Source organism: Stenotrophomonas forensis (assembly GCF_028752115.1).
In the GTDB taxonomy this organism is placed as follows: domain Bacteria; phylum Pseudomonadota; class Gammaproteobacteria; order Xanthomonadales; family Xanthomonadaceae; genus Stenotrophomonas; species Stenotrophomonas forensis.
In genome coordinates this window covers 982,153-998,560 of the sequence record NZ_CP082270.1, presented here as the reverse complement: position 1 = coordinate 998,560, position 16,408 = coordinate 982,153, and the positions used below count along the sequence as shown (strand labels likewise).

Genomic DNA, 16,408 nt, shown 5'->3' with positions numbered 1-16,408 from the left:
TAAGGGCGAATCCGCTGTGTCGTCTGTACGTGCGCGTATGCAGGCGTATGGAGCCGCCCGGCCAGCGAGCCGCCGGGCATGGCCCGGCGGACGCATCACTCAGCAGAACAGCTGCAGCACGTCCAGGTCGCCGTCGGCGAGGAAATCCACGCACAGGCCCACCAGCATCAGCACGCCGGCGGTACTGGCACCATGGGCGATGAAGATCGAATGGGCCAGCGCGCGCGCGGAACGGCCCAGCTTCATGCACACCCGGGCCAGGCCGTGCAGGCGGCCACTGACCGCATGCACATGCTCGCGCACCGGCGCCTGGGCATCGCACATCGCCTCGGCCATCATCGCCTGCAGGTGCTCGGGGCGCTCAGCGTAGTACTTGGCCACGCCGTAACCGAACATCAGCCAGTCGCGGGCCTGCGCTTCGGCCAGGTCCATCACTTCCAGCGGATCTTCCTCGAAGTCGATGAAACCCACCTTCTGGCCGTCCCAGGTGAGGTTGCGTGGCAGCGGCTGGCCGAAATAGGCACCGCGCGCATGCGCCTCGGCGATGGCCTGCATCGCCGCCATCACCAGCCGGTCGCGGCCGGCCTCATCGGCCTCGCGCAGGCAGGTATTGAACGAACTTCCGTTGTCGCCGATCACCAGCGCCGCATGGCCGGTTCCCAGCACGTCAGGCACGTTCACGCCCTGCGCGTGCAGTTCTGCCAGGCGACGGGCTTCGGTTTCGCGTGCGGCATCACCGCCGCGGTGCGGTGGCGGGCGCAGGGCATCGAGATGGAAACGGCGGGCAACAAAATTGAGCAGGCCCAGGGCCAGTGCGCGGCTTCCCTTGCCGTACTGCTTCAGCCAGGCGCGCTGCCCTTCGATGACGATGGGCTCAACCATGGGCAGGTACTCCTCTAAACGCGTTACGGCCCCAGAGGGGCCGTAACGACAAGCTTCACGTTGTCGTAACTTGCACTATCAATAGCGCAGCAGGGCCGAACCCCACGTGAAGCCGCCGCCGAAGGCTTCCAGCAGCAACAGCTGGCCGCGCTCGACCTTGCCCGAACGCACCGCCGCATCCAGCGCCAACGGCACCGAGCCGGACGAGGTGTTGCCGTGCTTGTCGACGGTGACCACGACCTGGTCCATCGACATGTCCAGGCGCTTGGCCGTGGCTTCGATGATGCGCAGGTTGGCCTGGTGCGGAATCAGCCAATCCAGGTCGGACTTGTCCAGGCCGTTGGCGGCCAGGGTTTCGTCCACGACCGAGTCCAGCGCCTTGACGGCGTACTTGAACACGTCGTTGCCCTTCATGTTGATGGTGCCACCACCGTTGGCGCCGTCCTTGAAGCCGGTCGAGACGCCGACCGGGTTCCACAGCAGCTCCTTCTTGCTGCCATCGGCATGCAGGTGGGTGCTGAGGATGCCGGTTTCTTCGTCGGCCTTCAGCACGACAGCGCCGGCGCCATCGCCGAACAGCACGCAGGTGGTGCGATCGTTCCAGTCGACCATGCGGGTCAGCGTTTCGGTGCCGATCACCAGCACGTGCTTGCAGTCGCCGGAACGGATGAATTTGTCGGCCACGCCCAACGCGAACACAAAGCCAGAACAGGCCGCATTGACGTCAAAGGCAGGGCACCCTGCAACACCGAGCTTGGCCTGGATCAGGCACGCGGTGGAGGGGAAGATGAGGTCAGGCGTGGTCGTGCCGACCACGATCATGTCGAGCTGCGAAGCGTCGATACCGGCCGCTTCAAGTGCGCGCAACGCGGCCTGGTAGCCGAGGTCGCTGGTGGTTTCGCCTTCGGCCGCGATGTGCCGCTCACGAATTCCGGTGCGCGACTGGATCCACTCATCCGAGGTTTCGACCATTTTTTCCAGGTCGGCGTTGGTCAGGACTTTTTCCGGCAAATAGCTACCGGTGCCCGCGATCCTCGAATAGATCCGCTTGCTCATCATGTTTCCTGTTGCGCGGGCCGCCGATCACCGGCACGCCCGGGAAAGAAGGCAAAGGCCGCTGCCCGCAGGCAGCGGCCTTCCCGGCACATCAATCTTCTTCGACGGCCGAGGTCTTGGTCTGGATGACCTTCTTTCCGCGGTAGAAACCGTCAGCAGTGATGTGGTGACGCAGGTGCACTTCGCCGGTGGTCGGGTCGGTCGACAGCTGCTTGGCGCTCAGGGCGTCATGGGCACGACGCATGCCGCGGCGGGACGGGGTGACACGGGATTTCTGGACAGCCATGGGATTGCTCCAAACTCGGTTCGTTTTGCTTCGTCGTATCGTCGCGCAGGACGCCAGCGCCCAGCACACTTTCGCTTTCGCCGCAGCCGCCGACGACAATCCGGCTGCTATTGTTTCTTCAGTGCTGCCAACGCCGCAAACGGGTTGGCCTGCTTTGTTTCTTCTTCGCTCGGCGCCCAGTCCTTGTCGACTGCTTCGCCATCGGGCGACAGCGGTACAACCGGCACTGCCAGCACCAACTCGTCCTCGACCAGGTCCAGCGGACGCAGCTGGCCGTCTTCCGGCACCAGCAGCGCCTCGTACTCCTCCGGCAGGGACGATTCCTCGTCCTCGTCGCGGATCAGGCCAAGCCTCTGGGTCATCTTCACCGGCAACAGGAAACGCTGCATGCTGCGCTGACAGGTCAGCGGCAACGCGGTATCGATGGTCAGTTCCACATAGGATACCCGCAAGACGTCGTCGCGACCGAACTCAAGCGAGTAGGCACACTCGCCGTCGGTATCTGCGACCAACCCCTGCAGGCGGGTCAATTCAGCCAGGGACACCTGACCGTCGAAGCGCCTTCGCGCTACAACCATCCGCCAGGCATCCAGCGTTTCGGGCACGTTCGCGGACATAAGCCGCTGAATACTAAGGATCGGGAGGGCCGGTGTCAAATGCCTGCCATACGGGCCTTGCCGCTGGCAGCGCGGGCGGCCAGACTGCCCCGCCCTGCCCCGGTATTGTCGCATGCCACTGGTCCTGGCCTCCACGTCCCGCTACCGCCGCGAGCTGTTGCAACGGCTGGGCCTGCCGTTCGACTGCGCGCGCCCAGAGGTGGATGAAAGCCCGTTGAACGGCGAAGCGCCGCTGGCCCTGGCCATGCGCCTGGCCGCCGCCAAATCCGCCGAGGTCGCGGCCCGCCATCCGGGCGCCTGGGTGATCGGTTCGGACCAGGTGGCCGACCTGAACGGGCAACCACTGGGCAAGCCGGGCACGGTCGAGGCGGCCTGCGCGCAGCTGGCGGCGATGTCCGGGCAGACGGTGCGCTTCCATACCGCGATCTGTCTCAGCCGCGCCGGAGAATCTTTCACGGCCATCGACCTGACCGAAGTGCGCTTCCGCGCGCTGGAACAGGATGAGATCGCCCGTTACGTGGCTACCGAACAGCCGCTGGACTGCGCCGGCAGCTTCAAATGTGAAGGTCTGGGTATCAGCCTGTTCGAGGCGATCGACAACCGCGACCCGACCGCGCTGGTCGGCCTGCCGTTGATCGCACTGTGCGGGTTGCTGCGCAAAGCAGGTTTCGCAGTGCCGTGACCTGTAGAGTCGAGCCATGCTCGACTGCTTCTGCTGTAGATGGCAGGAGGCCAGGTAAGAGCAGTCGAGCATGGCTCGACTCTACAAAAGCAGGTTCAACGAACCTCGAACGGCTGCTCCTGCCATTCCTCCACGCTGCCATCGTGGCCGTGCAGGCGCAGGCCCATCCAGTGCCGGCCCGGTGCCAGCGTGCTCGTGTCCAGGGTGGCATCAAAGCCCACGGCCGGATGCTGCGGATCGGTACTGTCCGGCCAGGTCTGGCGAACATCGAAGACACGGCCATAGCGAGCGCTTCCGATCGAGCGTCCATCGACCAGCACCTCGACACCTGCCAGGCCGACGCCATCCTTGAAGGCCCACCCGCGGATGGCGAGGGTGCCGGACACTTTCTCGCCATTGGCAGGCGCATCCAGCCACGCCATCGCCGGGGTCACGCATGCGCCCGAGGCACGCTGCGGCGGCAACCGGAACAGCAGGAAGCGCTGGAATCCATGATCGCTGCTGACCACGCGCGGTGCAGGCAAGGGCCCCACCTGTTCGCAGATGGCGTGATAGCGCGCCAGCAGGTCGCGGTAGCGCTGATCGCTGGGCGACAGCACCAGCAGCATCGGCGCCGAGCGTGTACCCGCGTGCAGCAGGTCCCACTGTGCAAGCTGCGCGGTCCGCCCATGCTTGTCGTTGAGCGGGTGCGGCAGCACTTCAATGTCACCGTCGCCCAGCTGGAAGCCCAGTTCGGCCCCTACCTTGAAGTTGCCGGCCAGCACGCGCGTACCCGCCGGCATCTGCTGCAGTTCTTCGCGCACGGCTGCGGCCAGCGGCTGCCAGCCTGCGAAATTGCGCGGGTAGTACTTGCTGCCTGCCAGCTGCTCGCGCAGCGATGGCGTGGAGGCCATCAGGTAATAGCCAAAGGCCAGCACCATGCCCGCGCCCGCCAGCCACCAGCCGGTGCGGCGCAGCCAGCGTGGCCAGCTGTTGAGCACCACCGGCACCGCCACCAGCAACGCCAGGTAGCCCGGCAGCGGCCAATGGAAACTGATGCGCTCGACGTCGGTGAAGAAGCCGAGCAGGAAAATGCCCAGCGTGGATACACCGCCCACCAGGCCGAAGTAGCGCCATTGCACGCGCGTACCGCCGCCGCTGCGGGTACCGGCCAGCGCCACCTTCCACATCGCCATGCACAGGATCGGGGTGACCAGCATCGGCTGGATCACCAGGAACCACAGCCCGTTCCACTCGAACGTCCAGGGATGCCGCTCGACCACCTGGAACTTCAGGCCGGCATCGTGATTGTCGGCATTCCATGCCAGCAACGGCAGCCAGGCCAGTACACCCACCGCCAACGCAACCCATACGCGCGGATCGGCCAGCATGCGCCGGCCCTGTGGCAGCGCCAGCAATGCAATGAAGCCAACACCGATGACGCCGATGAAACGGTAGTGGCTGAGGGCGCCGATCATCAGGCCCAGCGCCAGCTTCATCGCCGATGATGCATCCACGTTGTGCAGCAGGCGCGCACCGGCATGCAGGCAGATCACCGCCGCCAGCGCCATCGGCACATCCGGCACCGCCAGCAGGCCCAGCGTCGCCGACAGCGGCATCAACAGCGTGAGGCTGCCCGCCTGCCAGCCCGCCACGTTGCCGAACCAGCGCGTGGCCGTGCGCACCACCAGCAATGGCAGCAGCGCACCGATGGCCAGGAACGGCAGTCGCAATGCCAGCACGTGATGGCCGCCGATCTCCACGCCCAGCCGTGCCAGCCATGCAGTCAGCCCGGGCAGATCGGAATAGGCCGCAGCCAGATGCTGCCCTTCCTGCCAATAGAACGCCTCGTCGACGAACAATGGCAGGCGCGCAGCCACCACCAGCTTGGCCGCTGTGACCAGCGTCCACAACCAGAGAAAAATTGCCCGTGCGCGCTGTTCGCCTTGCATTGCTCTATGGATAATCAAGTGAAATTCAGAACTGAGACGATCATGCCAGCTTCGTCCCCCAATCCCAGCATGCTAACCGATCAATTGCGTCAGGCCCTGCGGGAGGCACAGGATCAGGTCAACGCACTGGTGCTGGGCAAGGTGCCGGAAGTCAGGCTGGCGTTTGTCGCCCTGCTTTCCGGCGGGCATCTGCTGATCGAAGATCTGCCCGGGCTCGGCAAGACCACATTGGCGCATGCACTGGCCAGCAGCCTCGGCCTCACCTTCCAGCGCGTGCAGTTCACCTCCGACCTGCTGCCGGCCGATGTACTGGGCGTGTCGGTGTACGAGGCCGGCAGCCGCCAGTTCCAGTTCCATGCCGGCCCCGTGTTCACCCACGTGCTGCTGGCCGACGAGATCAACCGCGCGCCCCCGCGCACGCAGAGTGCGCTGCTGGAAGCCATGGCCGAACAGCAGGTCACCCTGGACGGACAGACCCATCCGCTGCCCGATCCGTTCTTCGTGATCGCCACGCAGAACCCGGTGGACCTGTCAGGCACCTTCCCGCTGCCCGATTCGCAGCTGGATCGATTCCTGCTGCGCCTGGCGATGGGTTACCCCAACGCCCAGGCGGAGCGCGAGCTGCTGCGTGGAACCGATCGTCGTGACCTGATCGCGCGCGCGGTACCGAAGCTGGATGACACGCAGGTCCGCGCGCTGCGTGAAGCGGTCGGCCACATTCATGCCAGCGACGCGCTGGTCGACTATGTGCAGGCGTTGCTGACCCGCAGCCGCCAGCACGCGGGCGTACGGGTGGGCCTGTCACCGCGCGCCGGCCTGGCGCTGCTGCGCGCGGCCAGGGCGCATGCGCTGCTGCTGGGCCGCAGCCATGTGGTCCCCGAGGATGTGCAGACGCTGTTCGTGGCCGTGGCCGGGCATCGGCTGGTGGCCGAGGCCGAGTCCAGCTCAGGACCGGCGCTGGCGCGGGCGATCCTGCAGACCGTCGCGGTGGACTGAGGGTGACCACGCGCTGGGCCCGACTACGGCTGCTGGCACGTCCGCGCCGGCCCGAAACGCTGCCGCAGCAGCTCGACCGCCATCGCATCTATGTGCTGCCCACGCGTTTCGGGCTGTTCGTCGCCACCCTGCTGGTCGCGATGCTGCTGGGGGCGTTGAACTACAACAACAACCCGGCACTGCTGCTGGCACTGCTGCTGGCCGCAGCGGCGATTGCCAGTGCCATCGCCGCGCACCTGCAGCTTTCCGGTGTACAGGTCGATGCGATCTCGGCAGAACCGGTTGCGGCCGGGCAACCGCTGCGCCTGCGCGTGGACCTGTCGCTGCGTGATCCGCGTGCGCGGCATGGGCTGCACCTGCAACTGGGTGACAGCGAAGCCTGGACCTCACTGCCGCCACAGGGGCGTGGCGAGGTCGAACTGGAAGTCCCCAGTGAGCGCCGCGGATGGCTGGAGCTGCCGCGCATCCGCCTGTCCACCACCCAGCCGCTGGGGCTGGTGCGCGCGTGGTCGTGGGTGTGGCCGGAACAGCCGCTGCTGGTCTATCCGTTGGCCGAGGCGCTGGCCCCGGCCTTGCCGGAGAGCGGCAACGATCCACTGCACACGCGTGCCCATGCCAGTGGCGAAGAACTGCACCAGCTGCGCCCCTATCGTGCAGGCGATGCGCCGCGCAGCATTTCATGGAAGCACTCCGCGCGCCGCGACAGCCTGCTGGTGCGCGAGTATGAAAAGCCGATCGGCATCGAAGTGATCCTCGACTGGCGCACGCTGGCGCCGCTGGGGCACGAAGCCCGCATCGCGCGATTGGCACGCTGGGTGGATGTGGCCGAGCGCGAGGGCCGGCGCTACACCCTGCTGCTGCCGGCGCATCCTGCGATCGGCCCTGGCCAGGGGGCCGGCCATCACCACCTGTGCCTGCGTGCACTGGCGTTGTTGCCGCATGGCTGAGACCCCTGCCCTGATCGATCGCACTGCCCGCAGCTGGACCCTGGCCAGCGCGGCGCTGGCGCTGTTGCCGTTGCTGCTGCAGCTGCCGCCACTGTTGGCCGGCGTCATCGCAGCCACAGCGGTGGTGACTGCATTCCTGTCATGGCGGAAGGTGCTGCCGATGCCGGTACGCCTGCTGCTGGTGCTCGGCATGCTCGCCGCCATCGTCTGGCAGATGGGCATCGTGCGCCCCGGGCGCGATACCGGTTGTGCCCTGCTGGCCGCGATGCTGGCGATCAAGTCCAGCGAACTGCGCAGCCTTCGCGATGCCCGCAGCCTGCTCGGCTTCGCGCTGTTCTCGCCGTTTGCGGCGTTCCTGCTCGACCAGGGACCGCTGACAACCGTGCTGGCGGCGTTGGCAGGCATCAGCGCGCTGCTGGCCCTGCAACGCCTGGCCCAGGATGAAGGCCATGCAGGCCGAGTGCCGTTGTACGGGCAGTTGCGCGGCGTGGGTCGCCTGCTGGCGATCGGGCTGCCGCTGGCCCTGGCCTGCTTCTGGCTGTTCCCGCGCCTGGCGACGCCACTGTGGGGGGTACCCGAGCGCGCCGTCGGCACCCCGGGGCTGTCCGACAGCATGGAACCGGGCCAGTGGCTGGACCTGATGGCCGACGACACGCCCGCACTGCGCGTGCAGTTCTTCGGTGCCGTACCCGAAGCGGCGCAGCGCTACTGGCGTGGGCCGGTGCTGACCGCATTCGATGGACGACGCTGGATGCGCGACCCTGCCAGCGCGCGGCGGACGCCCGCAGTGGTGGAGGCCGGCACGCAGCGCTGGGACTACCAGATCGATTACGAGCCGACCGACCGTCGCCAGCTGGTCGCGCTGGATCTGCCGGGCCAGGCGCCCGCAGGCAGCACCCTGGATGCGGACATGAGCCTGAGCAGCGACCGAGCGCTGGCCTCGCTCAGCCGCTGGCGGCTGCAATCGGCGCCACCACGGCGCTTCGACAGCACCCTGTCGCCGTATCTGCGGCGCGCGGCGCTGCAGTTGCCCGATGGCTTCAATCCACGCACCGCCACCCTGGCACGCCAATGGCGGCATGACGCAGGCAACGATGACGCGGCCATCGTCCGCCGCGCGCTGCAATGGATCACCACCGATTTCTCCTACACGCTGGAAACGCCGCAGGCCGGGCGCGACCCGGTCGACGAGTTCCTGTTCGGCTACAAGGCCGGCTTCTGCGAGCACTTCAGTTCCGCCTTCGTGGTGCTGATGCGCAATGCCGGCATTCCGGCACGGGTGGTCACCGGATTCGCCGGCGGCACCCGCAATCGCCTTGGCGATTACTGGATCGTGCGACGGATGGATGCCCATGCGTGGGCCGAGGTGTGGCTGCCGCAGCGCGGCTGGGTACGGATCGATCCCACCGCTGCAGTGGCGCCCGAACGCATCCTCGATACCCTCGACGACCGCCTGCAGGCTGGCACCGGCAACCCGATGCAGCAGCGCCTGCTGGAACTTGGGCAGATGGGCGACTGGCTGCGCCGCGGCTGGAACGATCTGGTGCTGTCCTTCGACGCACGCCGCCAGCAGCAGCTGCTCAAGCCGTTCGGGCTGGACGAGCTTGGCCCTGGTCAGCTGGCCGCTGGCTTCGTGATCGCCGCGTTGCTGGCCTTGGCCTGGATGGCCTGGCTGCTGGCCCGCGGCGAACGCGAACGTGATCCGCTGCTGCGCGCCTGGCACCGCTTGGGCCGGCGCTATGCGCGCCTCGGCCTGGCCCGGGAGCCGCATGAAACCGCACGGGACTGGGCGCATCGGGTACACGCCCAGCGGCCCGCTCCTGCTCTCCTCGCACTCAGCCAGCGTTTCGCCGACGCGCGTTACGCTGGAACTTGCACCGACCTCGCTTCATTATTGCGGGACCTGCGCAGGCATCGCCCGACTTCCGGAGCCTCCCCATGAACACCAAGTTCTTCCTCACCGCCGTGGCCACGCTGGCCCTGTCGGCCTGCGCCACGGCTCCCAAGCCGCTGCAGGGACAGTTCAGCCTGGTCTCCCCCCGCGACTCGGTCGCCACCCAGCAGGTCGGCACGCCGGTCCGTTGGGGCGGTCGCATCATCGAAACCAAGCCTGGCCAGGGCGAGACCTGCTTCCAGATGATCTCGCGCCCGCTCAATGCCAGTGGCCGCCCGAACACCACCTCGTCCGACGCCAGCGACGGCCGCTTCATCGCCTGCCGCGCCGGTTTCTACGACCCGGCCGTGTTTGAAGCCGGCCGCGACGTGACCTTCATCGGCAAGATCGATGGCTACCAGAACACCCGCATCGGCGACTACGACTATCGCCTGCCGAAGCTGTCGGCCGACGTGATCTACCTGTGGCCGGAACAGCGCCAGGTCGATGTGGTGCCCTACCCCTATGGTCCGTGGGGCCCGGGTCCGTATGGCCCGTACTGGGGCGGCTACGGCCGTTGGGGCTGGTGGTAATCGCCAGCCGGCATGCATGACGGAAAAGGCCGCCCTCGGGCGGCCTTTTTTCATCCACGCAGGGCGTGGACGGGGGATTCAGCGCCCCGGCGAACCGAAATGGCCCAGCGGTCCACCGGCAAGCAGATGCATGTGGATGTGGAACACGGTCTGCCCGGCATGCTCGCGGCAGTTCATCACGACGCGGTAGCCGTCCTGTGCAAAACCCTCGCGGCGCGCGTACTCGGCCGCGGCCAGTGCCAGCTTGCCGATCAGGTGCGCCTGCGACGGCTGCAGGTCGTCCAGGGTCGGGATGACCTCGTTCTTCGGAATGAACAGCACATGCACCGGCGCCTGCGGCGCGATGTCCTTGAAGCCCAGCACCTCGTCATCCTCGTAGACGATGGTGGCCGGGATCTCGCGACGGATGATCTTGCTGAAGAGGGTTTCGGTGCTCATGGTCGGCCTCGGCGGGGATGTCGTCCGCATTGTAGGCCGGCCGCGCCGGGCCATGCCCAGCGCCTGCTCAATCGCGGAATTCGCTGCGCGTTCCGAACGCGTGCGACAGCGTGCCGCGGTCAACGTATTCAAGCTCGCCGCCGAGCGGCAGGCCCTGTGCCAGGCGGCTGGGCTGCACCTTGCGCGCGCGTGCCAGCTGCGCCAGGTAGTGCGCGGTGGCCTCTCCCTCGACGGTCGCGCTGGTGGCGATGATCAACTCCTGCACCTCGCCTTCGGCCAGGCGGTTCTCCAGCTGCTCCAGCCCCAGTTCGCGCGGGCCGATGCCATCGAGCGGCGACAACCGGCCCTGCAGCACGAAGTAGACGCCACGGAACCCCGTTGCGTTCTCGATGGCCAGGCGGTCGGCCGGCGATTCGACCACGCACAGCTGGCTGCGTTCGCGGCTGCTGTTGGCACAGGTCGGGCACAGCTCGGTTTCGCTGAAGTCGCGGCACTGCGCGCAGTGGCCGATGCGCTCCACCGCCAGCGCCAGGGTCTCGGCCAGGCGCTGGCCACCTTCGCGCTCGCGTTCGAGCAGATGGTAGGCCATGCGCTGCGCGGTCTTCTGGCCCACGCCAGGCAGCACCCGCAGTGCGTCGATCAATTGTTCAAGCAGGGGTGCGGACACGGCGACAGGCTTTGTAGAGTCGAGCAAGCTCGACGGCTATGTGTAGAGTCGAGCTTGCTCGACTGAAGCGCCCGGTGGCGTCGAGCAAGCTCGACTCTACGCGGTCGATGGCACCCGATAACCGGGTGCCATATCACGCATCAGAACGGCAGCTTCATGCCCGGCGGCAGCTGCATGCCCGCGGTGGCCGAACCCATCTTCGACTTCGACTCGGCATCGATCTTGTTCGAGGCGTCGTTGAAGGCGGCCGCGATCAGGTCTTCCAGCATTTCCGGGTCGCTGGCCAGCGACGGGTCGATGCGCACCTTGCGGCACTCCTTGGCGCCGGTCAGGGTCACGCTGACCATGCCGCCACCGGCGCTGCCGGTCACTTCGATCTTGGCGATTTCTTCCTGGGCCTTCTGCAGGTTCTCCTGCATCTTCTGGGCCTGCTGCATCAGTTGGGCGATGTTTCCGCGCATGGTGTCTTACTCGTCAAAAGTACGGATGGAATCGGAAACAACCCGCGCACCGTGCTGTTGGATCAGCACCTGCACTTCCGGGTCGTCCATGAAAACGGCCTCTGCCACCTGCTGCCGCTCGCCACGCTGGCGGTCGGCCCGCTGGTGCAGGGTCTCGGCCGGAACGTGTTCGGTTTCCACGGTCTCGACCACGATCTTCGGCGCCTGGCCAAGGGCCTTCTGCAACATCTCGCTCAGGGCAGCCAGCGCGCGCTCGGAGCGCAGGTATTCAAATCCGGGCGAAAGGCCCAGTTTCAAGGTCCCGTGCTGGCAGCTGATGAAGGCGGCGTTGGCGGCCAGCTGTCGCGAAGGGCCGCTGAGGCCGCTGTTGGCGACCAGATCCAGCCAGTCCTCGGCGCTGCCCAGTTCGCTGACACCTTCCAGCGGCGCGGCGTCGCGCACCATCGCCGGCTCGGCCGGGGCGATGGCGATGCCTTCGGTGCGGAATGGACGCTCCCGCTCGGCAGGTTCCGCTTCAGCAGGTACTGCCATCGGGCTCGGCGGTTCCTGCCAGGGCGCCACCATGGCCGCGTCCGGGCCGGCCATCTCGACCGCCAGCGCCTCGTCGCGGGCCTCGGCCTCATCGGTGGCCCACGGCGGCAGGTCGTCGCTCGCCGCTGGCTCAGCCGGCGGCATCTGCGCTTCCACGTCGGCCTTCATCGGCGGCGGCTGCACGGGCTCTTGCACCGGCACTGGTTCGGGTTCCGGCGTCGGGTCCGGCTCCGGTTGCGGGGCCGGCTCAGGTTCGGGATCGGGTTCGCGCGGTGCGGCCTGCATTGGGGCAGCCACCTGTGCCGTCGCGGCCGGGCCTGCCGAAGCGGCGGCAGCGGCCGGCGTCGCATCGTGGGTCCCGGCGCCGCTGCCACCACCGGCAACGTTGCCTCCTGCTGCACCGTCCACCGACTTCGGTACCGGCGGTACCGCGGCGGCCGGGCGGAACGCCAGCATGCGCAGGACCGCCATCTCGAAGCCGGCACGCGGGCTCGGCGCCAGCGGCAGGTCACGACGACCGTTCAAGGCCATCTGGTACCAGAGCTGCACCACTTCAGGGCGCAGGCGCTCGGCAAAGGCGGTGGCATCCAGGCCTTCGGCAACGGCCGCACCCGGCACCAGCTGCTGCACCTGGATACGGTGCAGGCCTTCGGCCAGCGCTTCCAGCACGCCACTCCAGTCCGGCGAGAACTCGGCCAGCGCGGCCACCACCTGCAACAGGCGCGGGCCATCGCCCTCGGCCAGCGCATCCAGCATCGCCGCCACCTGCGTGCGGTCGACCGTGCCCAGCATGGTGCGCACCACGTCCTCGCGCAGCGCGCCGCCGGCATAGGCGATCGCCTGGTCCAGCAGCGACAGGCCGTCACGCAGGCTGCCGTCAGCGGCCTTGGCCAGCTGCACGATCGCGCTGTCGTCGGCCTCGATGTCTTCCGCCGCCAGGATGCGGGTCATCTGGCCCTGGATCTGATCCTCGTCCAGGCGCTTGAGATTGAACTGCAGGCAGCGGCTGAGCACGGTCACCGGCAGCTTCTGCGGGTCGGTGGTGGCCAGCAGGAACTTGACGTGTTCCGGCGGCTCTTCCAGCGTCTTCAGTAGCGCGTTGAACGCCGCCTTGGACAGCATGTGCACTTCGTCGATCAGGTAGACCTTGAACTTGCCGCGCGACGGCATGTACTGCGCGTTCTCGATCACCTCGCGCACGTCGTCCACGCCGGTGTTGGACGCGGCGTCGATCTCCAGCAGGTCGATGTAACGGCCGGCGTCGATGTCCAGGCAGGCCGCGCACTGGCCACACGGGTCGGCGCTGGTGCCCTGCTCGCAGTTCAGCGACTTGGCGAAGATGCGCGCGATGGTGGTCTTGCCCACGCCACGCGTACCGGTGAACAGGAACGCATGGTGGACCCGGCCACTGTCCAGCGCATTGCTGAGCGCACGGACCACGTGTTCCTGGCCCACCAGCTCGGCAAAACGCTTCGGACGCCACTTGCGGGCAAGGACGAGATAGGACATCAGGCCACCGTCTTCCATCGGATGCTCCATTGTGCCATGCCTGTCCAGCCCCCTCGCCCCCGGCACGCCCCTCGCAGGTTCCTGACCAGGGTGCTTGTGAAGTGCCGCACGGCCCGCTAGAATCTGCGCCCCTGCTGAGGCGTTTGCCGATGGCAGGGATCCGGAGAGGTGTCCGAGTGGTTGAAGGAGCACGCCTGGAAAGTGTGTAAGCGTCTAAACCGCGCTTCGGGGGTTCGAATCCCCCTCTCTCCGCCAGATTACGCAAACCCCTGTTTACGCAGGGGTTTTTGCTTTTCTGGGGTGACCTTCAGCGGGACACAAATCGGGACACATCTCTCGATGCGCATCCCACACCACCTCGTCCGCGCGCCCTCAGGGCTCTGGTTTTTCCGGCAACGAGTCCCCACCGATCTCCAGGCCATCGTTGGCCGACGCATTTTCAAGCGCACCCTGCGCACGTCCGAGCTGGCCGTGGCCCAGTTGCGCGCCCTGCAACTGGCGGCGCGCTATGCTCAAGCCTTCGACGTGTTGAGGGAGCAACGCATGGGAATCAAGGAAGAGGACATCGACGCGCTGCTCAGGCGCTTGACCGACGGCGACCCGCTACAGCAGTTGATCTTGAATCGGACCAAGGCGGCCGATGGCACGGTGACTGAGCACTGGCAAATCGATACGCCGGACGATGTCAGGCTCTATCAGCAGTTGATGGAGCTCTCTGCCTCTCAGCCCAGTGAGCTGAGCGAGTTGATCCGAGAGGGTGTGCCGCCCATGCCCGTGGCCCGTCGGGTAACCAAGCCCGCTGTGGAGACCATCACCTTGGGCAAGGCCCGCGACGCTTGGCTGGCCAGCATCCAGCCCGGCTGCCTCCCCAAAACGTTCACCATTAAAAAGACCGCCATCGAGGCACTGGTGTCCTTCCTGGGGGAAAAGGCCAAACTCCACTCGGTCACCCGGTCCGACTTGGCCCGCTGGTATCAGTTCATGCGAGATGGCGGCGCAGCCACCCCCACCCTGACCAATAAACAGTCCTATATCGGGGGCAAGGGCGGGTTTTTCGAGTGGGCCATGGCCTCCGGCCACTATCCCAAGGGCGACAACCCGGCTTCCGGCCACATCACCTATTCGACCCGGGAAAAGCGCGCTCGGAAGAAGTTTGGCTTCAAGGCCTACGATGCCCACCAAGTCCAAGCGCTGTTCGCACCGGCAGCGTTCCAAGACCTGGCCCTGTCCGCCCGTTGGGCCGCGTTGCTGGGCCTCTACACGGGTGCCCGAGCCTCGGAGGTCGGTCAGCTTTTGGTCGAGGATGTCTTGACGGTGGACGGACTGCCCTGCATTCGCATTTCTGACGAGGGGGAGCACCAGAAGGTCAAGACCGAGGTCAGCCTGCGCACCATCCCCGTGCATCCCGACCTCATTGAGCTGGGCTTCTTGGACTGGGTGGGCACCCTTCGAGCCCAGAAGGCACCGCGCCTCTTCCCCGCTGCCAAGGCAAATGCGAAGAACGGGGCAGGCAACTGGATCACCAAGGCGTTCGGCCGACACCTGGAACAGGTCGGGGCAAACTGGCCGGAAGCCAAGCGTGGCTTCCACTCACTTCGGAAGACACTGATTCAAGAGCTCCAGGGGGCTGGCGTGGTGTCCGAGCTCCGGGCCCAACTGGTGGGCCATGAGCTGGACGACGAGCACCATTCGACCTACAGCAGGACCTTCACGGTCCGGGAAAAGCTGGAAGGCCTTAAAGGCGTCTCGCCGGGGTTAGCCGTCCTTTCCTATGGACTCAATCTGTCAGCCCTCACAGGGCTGCTTAAACAATGAACAAGCCCGGGCTTGCGAATGCTGGACAGCATGGTAAATAGGAAAAGACGGGAAACCCGAGACTACCAAGACCGACAGGGGGCATACGATGTCGTTCAACACCGAAAAATACTCTCGCTCCATTACGTTGACCTGCCCCACATGTGCCGGCACGCAGTTTGAATACGAAGAAGAGGAGACTTCCGGCGAAGCACCGATGAAGTGCGCAGGCTGCGAACGAGTGTTGACCCGCGATGAACTGAAAGAGGCCAACGCAGAGAACATTGAGGAGCATCTCAATGAGGTCAAAAAGCAGGTTACGCAGGACCTACAAAAGCATCTGCACGACACTCTGAAGAATGCATTTCGGGGCAACAAAAACTTCAGGATTAAATGATGCCTATTAGCTTTGACACGGGCGATGTGATTGCGGCGGCGGCGCTGGCGTTGTCCGCCGTCGCGACCGTGATGACTCTTTTGTTCAACAGGCGTCAGAAAAAGTTGAACGAAACTCAAGAAGAGCTCAACCGGCTTCTCATGGCTAAAGAGTCTGTGGAGGCGACCAACGCAAAGAAGGCCGACCTGGGGGCCTCGTTCAACAAGCTGGGCAGCAACAAATATCGCCTCAAGGTGTTCAACAAGGGCAAGGCCGTTGCCCGAAATGTGCGCCTGGAACCTCTGGAGGGCACGGATTGCCTCATGCAGTCGGACATAGACTCCAAGTTCCCACTGGAGCAGATGGAGCCGCATCAGTCGGTTGATCTCATCGCGGCGGTGCATTACGAGACACAAAGCAAGCAGCCCGTCCGACTGATTTGGTCCGATGACCACAAAGACCACAATGAGAAGGTGGTCTACCCCACGATCTAGCTAGTGTCGGCGTTGGCCCGATGGAATCTAAGCTCGAGAGCCCCCCTCTGCCTAGGCATTGGAAGGCAACTTCCAGATCTGTGAACCAAAGCAGGTTCCGTCCCTTGCCAATCTTGGATGAAGTGCTTCGATGTGAATACCTTCACAATGAGAGCTTCAGAGATCCAATGCCCGCCAACGTAGAACTTCGCATCGCCAGCCGTATTCTTCCGGCACTCATGGCGCAGAGCGGAACCAGAGATGTCGCCGAACGCGAAGCCGACATCCAACATGCC

At 65.9% G+C, this 16,408-nt stretch carries 17 protein-coding genes and 1 tRNA gene; 9 read left to right on the top strand and 9 right to left on the bottom strand.

Translation table 11 applies throughout. The features are described from left to right. Nucleotides 1-99 precede the first annotated feature (99 nt). The 4 genes from K5L94_RS04630 to K5L94_RS04615 all read right to left on the bottom strand — a co-directional run bounded on the left by K5L94_RS04630 (nucleotide 100) and on the right by K5L94_RS04615 (nucleotide 2,841). Nucleotides 100-882: a BUD32 family EKC/KEOPS complex subunit gene (locus K5L94_RS04630; RefSeq protein ID WP_053448939.1), complete on the bottom strand. Its 783-nt coding sequence runs from the start codon at nucleotides 880-882 to the stop codon at nucleotides 100-102. A gap of 78 nt (nucleotides 883-960) precedes the next feature. Beyond that, on the bottom strand, nucleotides 961-1,938 hold the full coding sequence (locus K5L94_RS04625; RefSeq protein ID WP_053448938.1) for a beta-ketoacyl-ACP synthase III: 978 nt from the start codon (nucleotides 1,936-1,938) through the stop codon (nucleotides 961-963). 91 nt (nucleotides 1,939-2,029) lie between these two features. After that, nucleotides 2,030-2,224 carry a 50S ribosomal protein L32 gene (gene rpmF / locus K5L94_RS04620; protein ID WP_004154640.1) on the bottom strand — a complete coding sequence of 65 codons (195 nt, stop codon included), beginning with the start codon at nucleotides 2,222-2,224 and terminating at the stop codon, nucleotides 2,030-2,032. A gap of 107 nt (nucleotides 2,225-2,331) precedes the next feature. Continuing rightward, nucleotides 2,332-2,841 carry a YceD family protein gene (locus tag K5L94_RS04615; protein ID WP_049457624.1) on the bottom strand — a complete coding sequence of 170 codons (510 nt, stop codon included), beginning with the start codon at nucleotides 2,839-2,841 and terminating at the stop codon, nucleotides 2,332-2,334. A 112-nt stretch (nucleotides 2,842-2,953) separates the two neighbouring features. Between K5L94_RS04615 and K5L94_RS04610 the strand changes: the two genes are divergently transcribed. Then, nucleotides 2,954-3,523: a Maf family protein gene (locus K5L94_RS04610; RefSeq protein WP_053448937.1), complete on the top strand. Its 570-nt coding sequence runs from the start codon at nucleotides 2,954-2,956 to the stop codon at nucleotides 3,521-3,523. A gap of 95 nt (nucleotides 3,524-3,618) precedes the next feature. Here K5L94_RS04610 and K5L94_RS04605 read toward each other — a convergent pair whose 3' ends face one another. After that, on the bottom strand, nucleotides 3,619-5,454 hold the full coding sequence (locus K5L94_RS04605; protein WP_053448936.1) for a glycosyltransferase family 39 protein: 1,836 nt from the start codon (nucleotides 5,452-5,454) through the stop codon (nucleotides 3,619-3,621). A 42-nt stretch (nucleotides 5,455-5,496) separates the two neighbouring features. On the opposite strand from K5L94_RS04605, the gene K5L94_RS04600 reads away from it, so the two are divergent. From K5L94_RS04600 to K5L94_RS04585, 4 genes are read left to right on the top strand one after another with little or no spacing between them, the layout of a single operon-like run. Next, on the top strand, nucleotides 5,497-6,450 hold the full coding sequence (locus K5L94_RS04600) for an AAA family ATPase (protein ID WP_053448935.1): 954 nt from the start codon (nucleotides 5,497-5,499) through the stop codon (nucleotides 6,448-6,450). A 2-nt stretch (nucleotides 6,451-6,452) separates the two neighbouring features. Further along, on the top strand, nucleotides 6,453-7,397 hold the full coding sequence (locus K5L94_RS04595) for a DUF58 domain-containing protein (protein WP_180880860.1): 945 nt from the start codon (nucleotides 6,453-6,455) through the stop codon (nucleotides 7,395-7,397). Beyond that, nucleotides 7,390-9,339, top strand: coding sequence for a transglutaminase TgpA family protein (locus tag K5L94_RS04590; RefSeq protein WP_274512050.1), 1,950 nt, complete (start codon nucleotides 7,390-7,392; stop codon nucleotides 9,337-9,339). The genes K5L94_RS04595 and K5L94_RS04590 overlap by 8 nt, the downstream gene beginning before the upstream one ends. Continuing rightward, nucleotides 9,336-9,863, top strand: a complete 528-nt coding sequence (locus K5L94_RS04585) for a Slp family lipoprotein (RefSeq protein ID WP_004154632.1) — start codon at nucleotides 9,336-9,338, stop codon at nucleotides 9,861-9,863. Before K5L94_RS04590 ends, K5L94_RS04585 begins: the two co-directional genes overlap by 4 nt. A gap of 78 nt (nucleotides 9,864-9,941) precedes the next feature. Here K5L94_RS04585 and K5L94_RS04580 read toward each other — a convergent pair whose 3' ends face one another. The 4 genes from K5L94_RS04580 to dnaX form a co-directional block, all read right to left on the bottom strand. Beyond that, complete coding sequence (locus K5L94_RS04580; RefSeq protein ID WP_053448932.1) at nucleotides 9,942-10,301, bottom strand: histidine triad nucleotide-binding protein; 360 nt, start codon at nucleotides 10,299-10,301, stop codon at nucleotides 9,942-9,944. A gap of 67 nt (nucleotides 10,302-10,368) precedes the next feature. Further along, on the bottom strand, nucleotides 10,369-10,968 hold the full coding sequence (recR, locus tag K5L94_RS04575; protein ID WP_008267969.1) for a recombination mediator RecR: 600 nt from the start codon (nucleotides 10,966-10,968) through the stop codon (nucleotides 10,369-10,371). 140 nt (nucleotides 10,969-11,108) lie between these two features. Then, nucleotides 11,109-11,429, bottom strand: coding sequence for a YbaB/EbfC family nucleoid-associated protein (locus K5L94_RS04570; protein WP_004154630.1), 321 nt, complete (start codon nucleotides 11,427-11,429; stop codon nucleotides 11,109-11,111). Between the two features lie 6 nt (nucleotides 11,430-11,435). Beyond that, nucleotides 11,436-13,487, bottom strand: a complete 2,052-nt coding sequence (dnaX, locus tag K5L94_RS04565; RefSeq protein WP_274512049.1) for a DNA polymerase III subunit gamma/tau — start codon at nucleotides 13,485-13,487, stop codon at nucleotides 11,436-11,438. Nucleotides 13,488-13,631: 144 nt separating this feature from the next. Between dnaX and K5L94_RS04560 the strand changes: the two genes are divergently transcribed. The 4 genes from K5L94_RS04560 to K5L94_RS04545 all read left to right on the top strand — a co-directional run bounded on the left by K5L94_RS04560 (nucleotide 13,632) and on the right by K5L94_RS04545 (nucleotide 16,133). Beyond that, nucleotides 13,632-13,724 (top strand) — tRNA-Ser (locus K5L94_RS04560). 84 nt (nucleotides 13,725-13,808) lie between these two features. Beyond that, nucleotides 13,809-15,284, top strand: a complete 1,476-nt coding sequence (locus K5L94_RS04555) for a DUF6538 domain-containing protein (RefSeq protein ID WP_274512048.1) — start codon at nucleotides 13,809-13,811, stop codon at nucleotides 15,282-15,284. A gap of 88 nt (nucleotides 15,285-15,372) precedes the next feature. Continuing rightward, nucleotides 15,373-15,660, top strand: coding sequence for an ECs_2282 family putative zinc-binding protein (locus tag K5L94_RS04550; protein ID WP_241896224.1), 288 nt, complete (start codon nucleotides 15,373-15,375; stop codon nucleotides 15,658-15,660). Beyond that, nucleotides 15,660-16,133 carry a hypothetical protein gene (locus K5L94_RS04545; RefSeq protein WP_049462955.1) on the top strand — a complete coding sequence of 158 codons (474 nt, stop codon included), beginning with the start codon at nucleotides 15,660-15,662 and terminating at the stop codon, nucleotides 16,131-16,133. The genes K5L94_RS04550 and K5L94_RS04545 overlap by 1 nt, the downstream gene beginning before the upstream one ends. Nucleotides 16,134-16,408: the final 275 nt, after the last annotated feature.

Excerpts from the sequence above, each read along its gene's own strand:
- K5L94_RS04545 (WP_049462955.1), top strand. The coding sequence starts at position 15,660 with ATGCCTATTAGCTTTGACACGGGCGATGTGATTGCGGCGGCGGCGCTG.
- K5L94_RS04625 (WP_053448938.1), bottom strand. The coding sequence starts at position 1,938 with ATGAGCAAGCGGATCTATTCGAGGATCGCGGGCACCGGTAGCTATTTG.
- dnaX (WP_274512049.1), bottom strand. The coding sequence starts at position 13,487 with ATGGAAGACGGTGGCCTGATGTCCTATCTCGTCCTTGCCCGCAAGTGG.
- K5L94_RS04590 (WP_274512050.1), top strand. The coding sequence starts at position 7,390 with ATGGCTGAGACCCCTGCCCTGATCGATCGCACTGCCCGCAGCTGGACC.
- K5L94_RS04615 (WP_049457624.1), bottom strand. The coding sequence starts at position 2,841 with ATGTCCGCGAACGTGCCCGAAACGCTGGATGCCTGGCGGATGGTTGTA.
- K5L94_RS04610 (WP_053448937.1), top strand. The coding sequence starts at position 2,954 with ATGCCACTGGTCCTGGCCTCCACGTCCCGCTACCGCCGCGAGCTGTTG.
- rpmF (WP_004154640.1), bottom strand. The coding sequence starts at position 2,224 with ATGGCTGTCCAGAAATCCCGTGTCACCCCGTCCCGCCGCGGCATGCGT.
- K5L94_RS04605 (WP_053448936.1), bottom strand. The coding sequence starts at position 5,454 with ATGCAAGGCGAACAGCGCGCACGGGCAATTTTTCTCTGGTTGTGGACG.
- K5L94_RS04630 (WP_053448939.1), bottom strand. The coding sequence starts at position 882 with ATGGTTGAGCCCATCGTCATCGAAGGGCAGCGCGCCTGGCTGAAGCAG.
- K5L94_RS04600 (WP_053448935.1), top strand. The coding sequence starts at position 5,497 with ATGCCAGCTTCGTCCCCCAATCCCAGCATGCTAACCGATCAATTGCGT.
- K5L94_RS04585 (WP_004154632.1), top strand. The coding sequence starts at position 9,336 with ATGAACACCAAGTTCTTCCTCACCGCCGTGGCCACGCTGGCCCTGTCG.
- K5L94_RS04580 (WP_053448932.1), bottom strand. The coding sequence starts at position 10,301 with ATGAGCACCGAAACCCTCTTCAGCAAGATCATCCGTCGCGAGATCCCG.
- K5L94_RS04550 (WP_241896224.1), top strand. The coding sequence starts at position 15,373 with ATGTCGTTCAACACCGAAAAATACTCTCGCTCCATTACGTTGACCTGC.
- K5L94_RS04555 (WP_274512048.1), top strand. The coding sequence starts at position 13,809 with ATGCGCATCCCACACCACCTCGTCCGCGCGCCCTCAGGGCTCTGGTTT.
- K5L94_RS04570 (WP_004154630.1), bottom strand. The coding sequence starts at position 11,429 with ATGCGCGGAAACATCGCCCAACTGATGCAGCAGGCCCAGAAGATGCAG.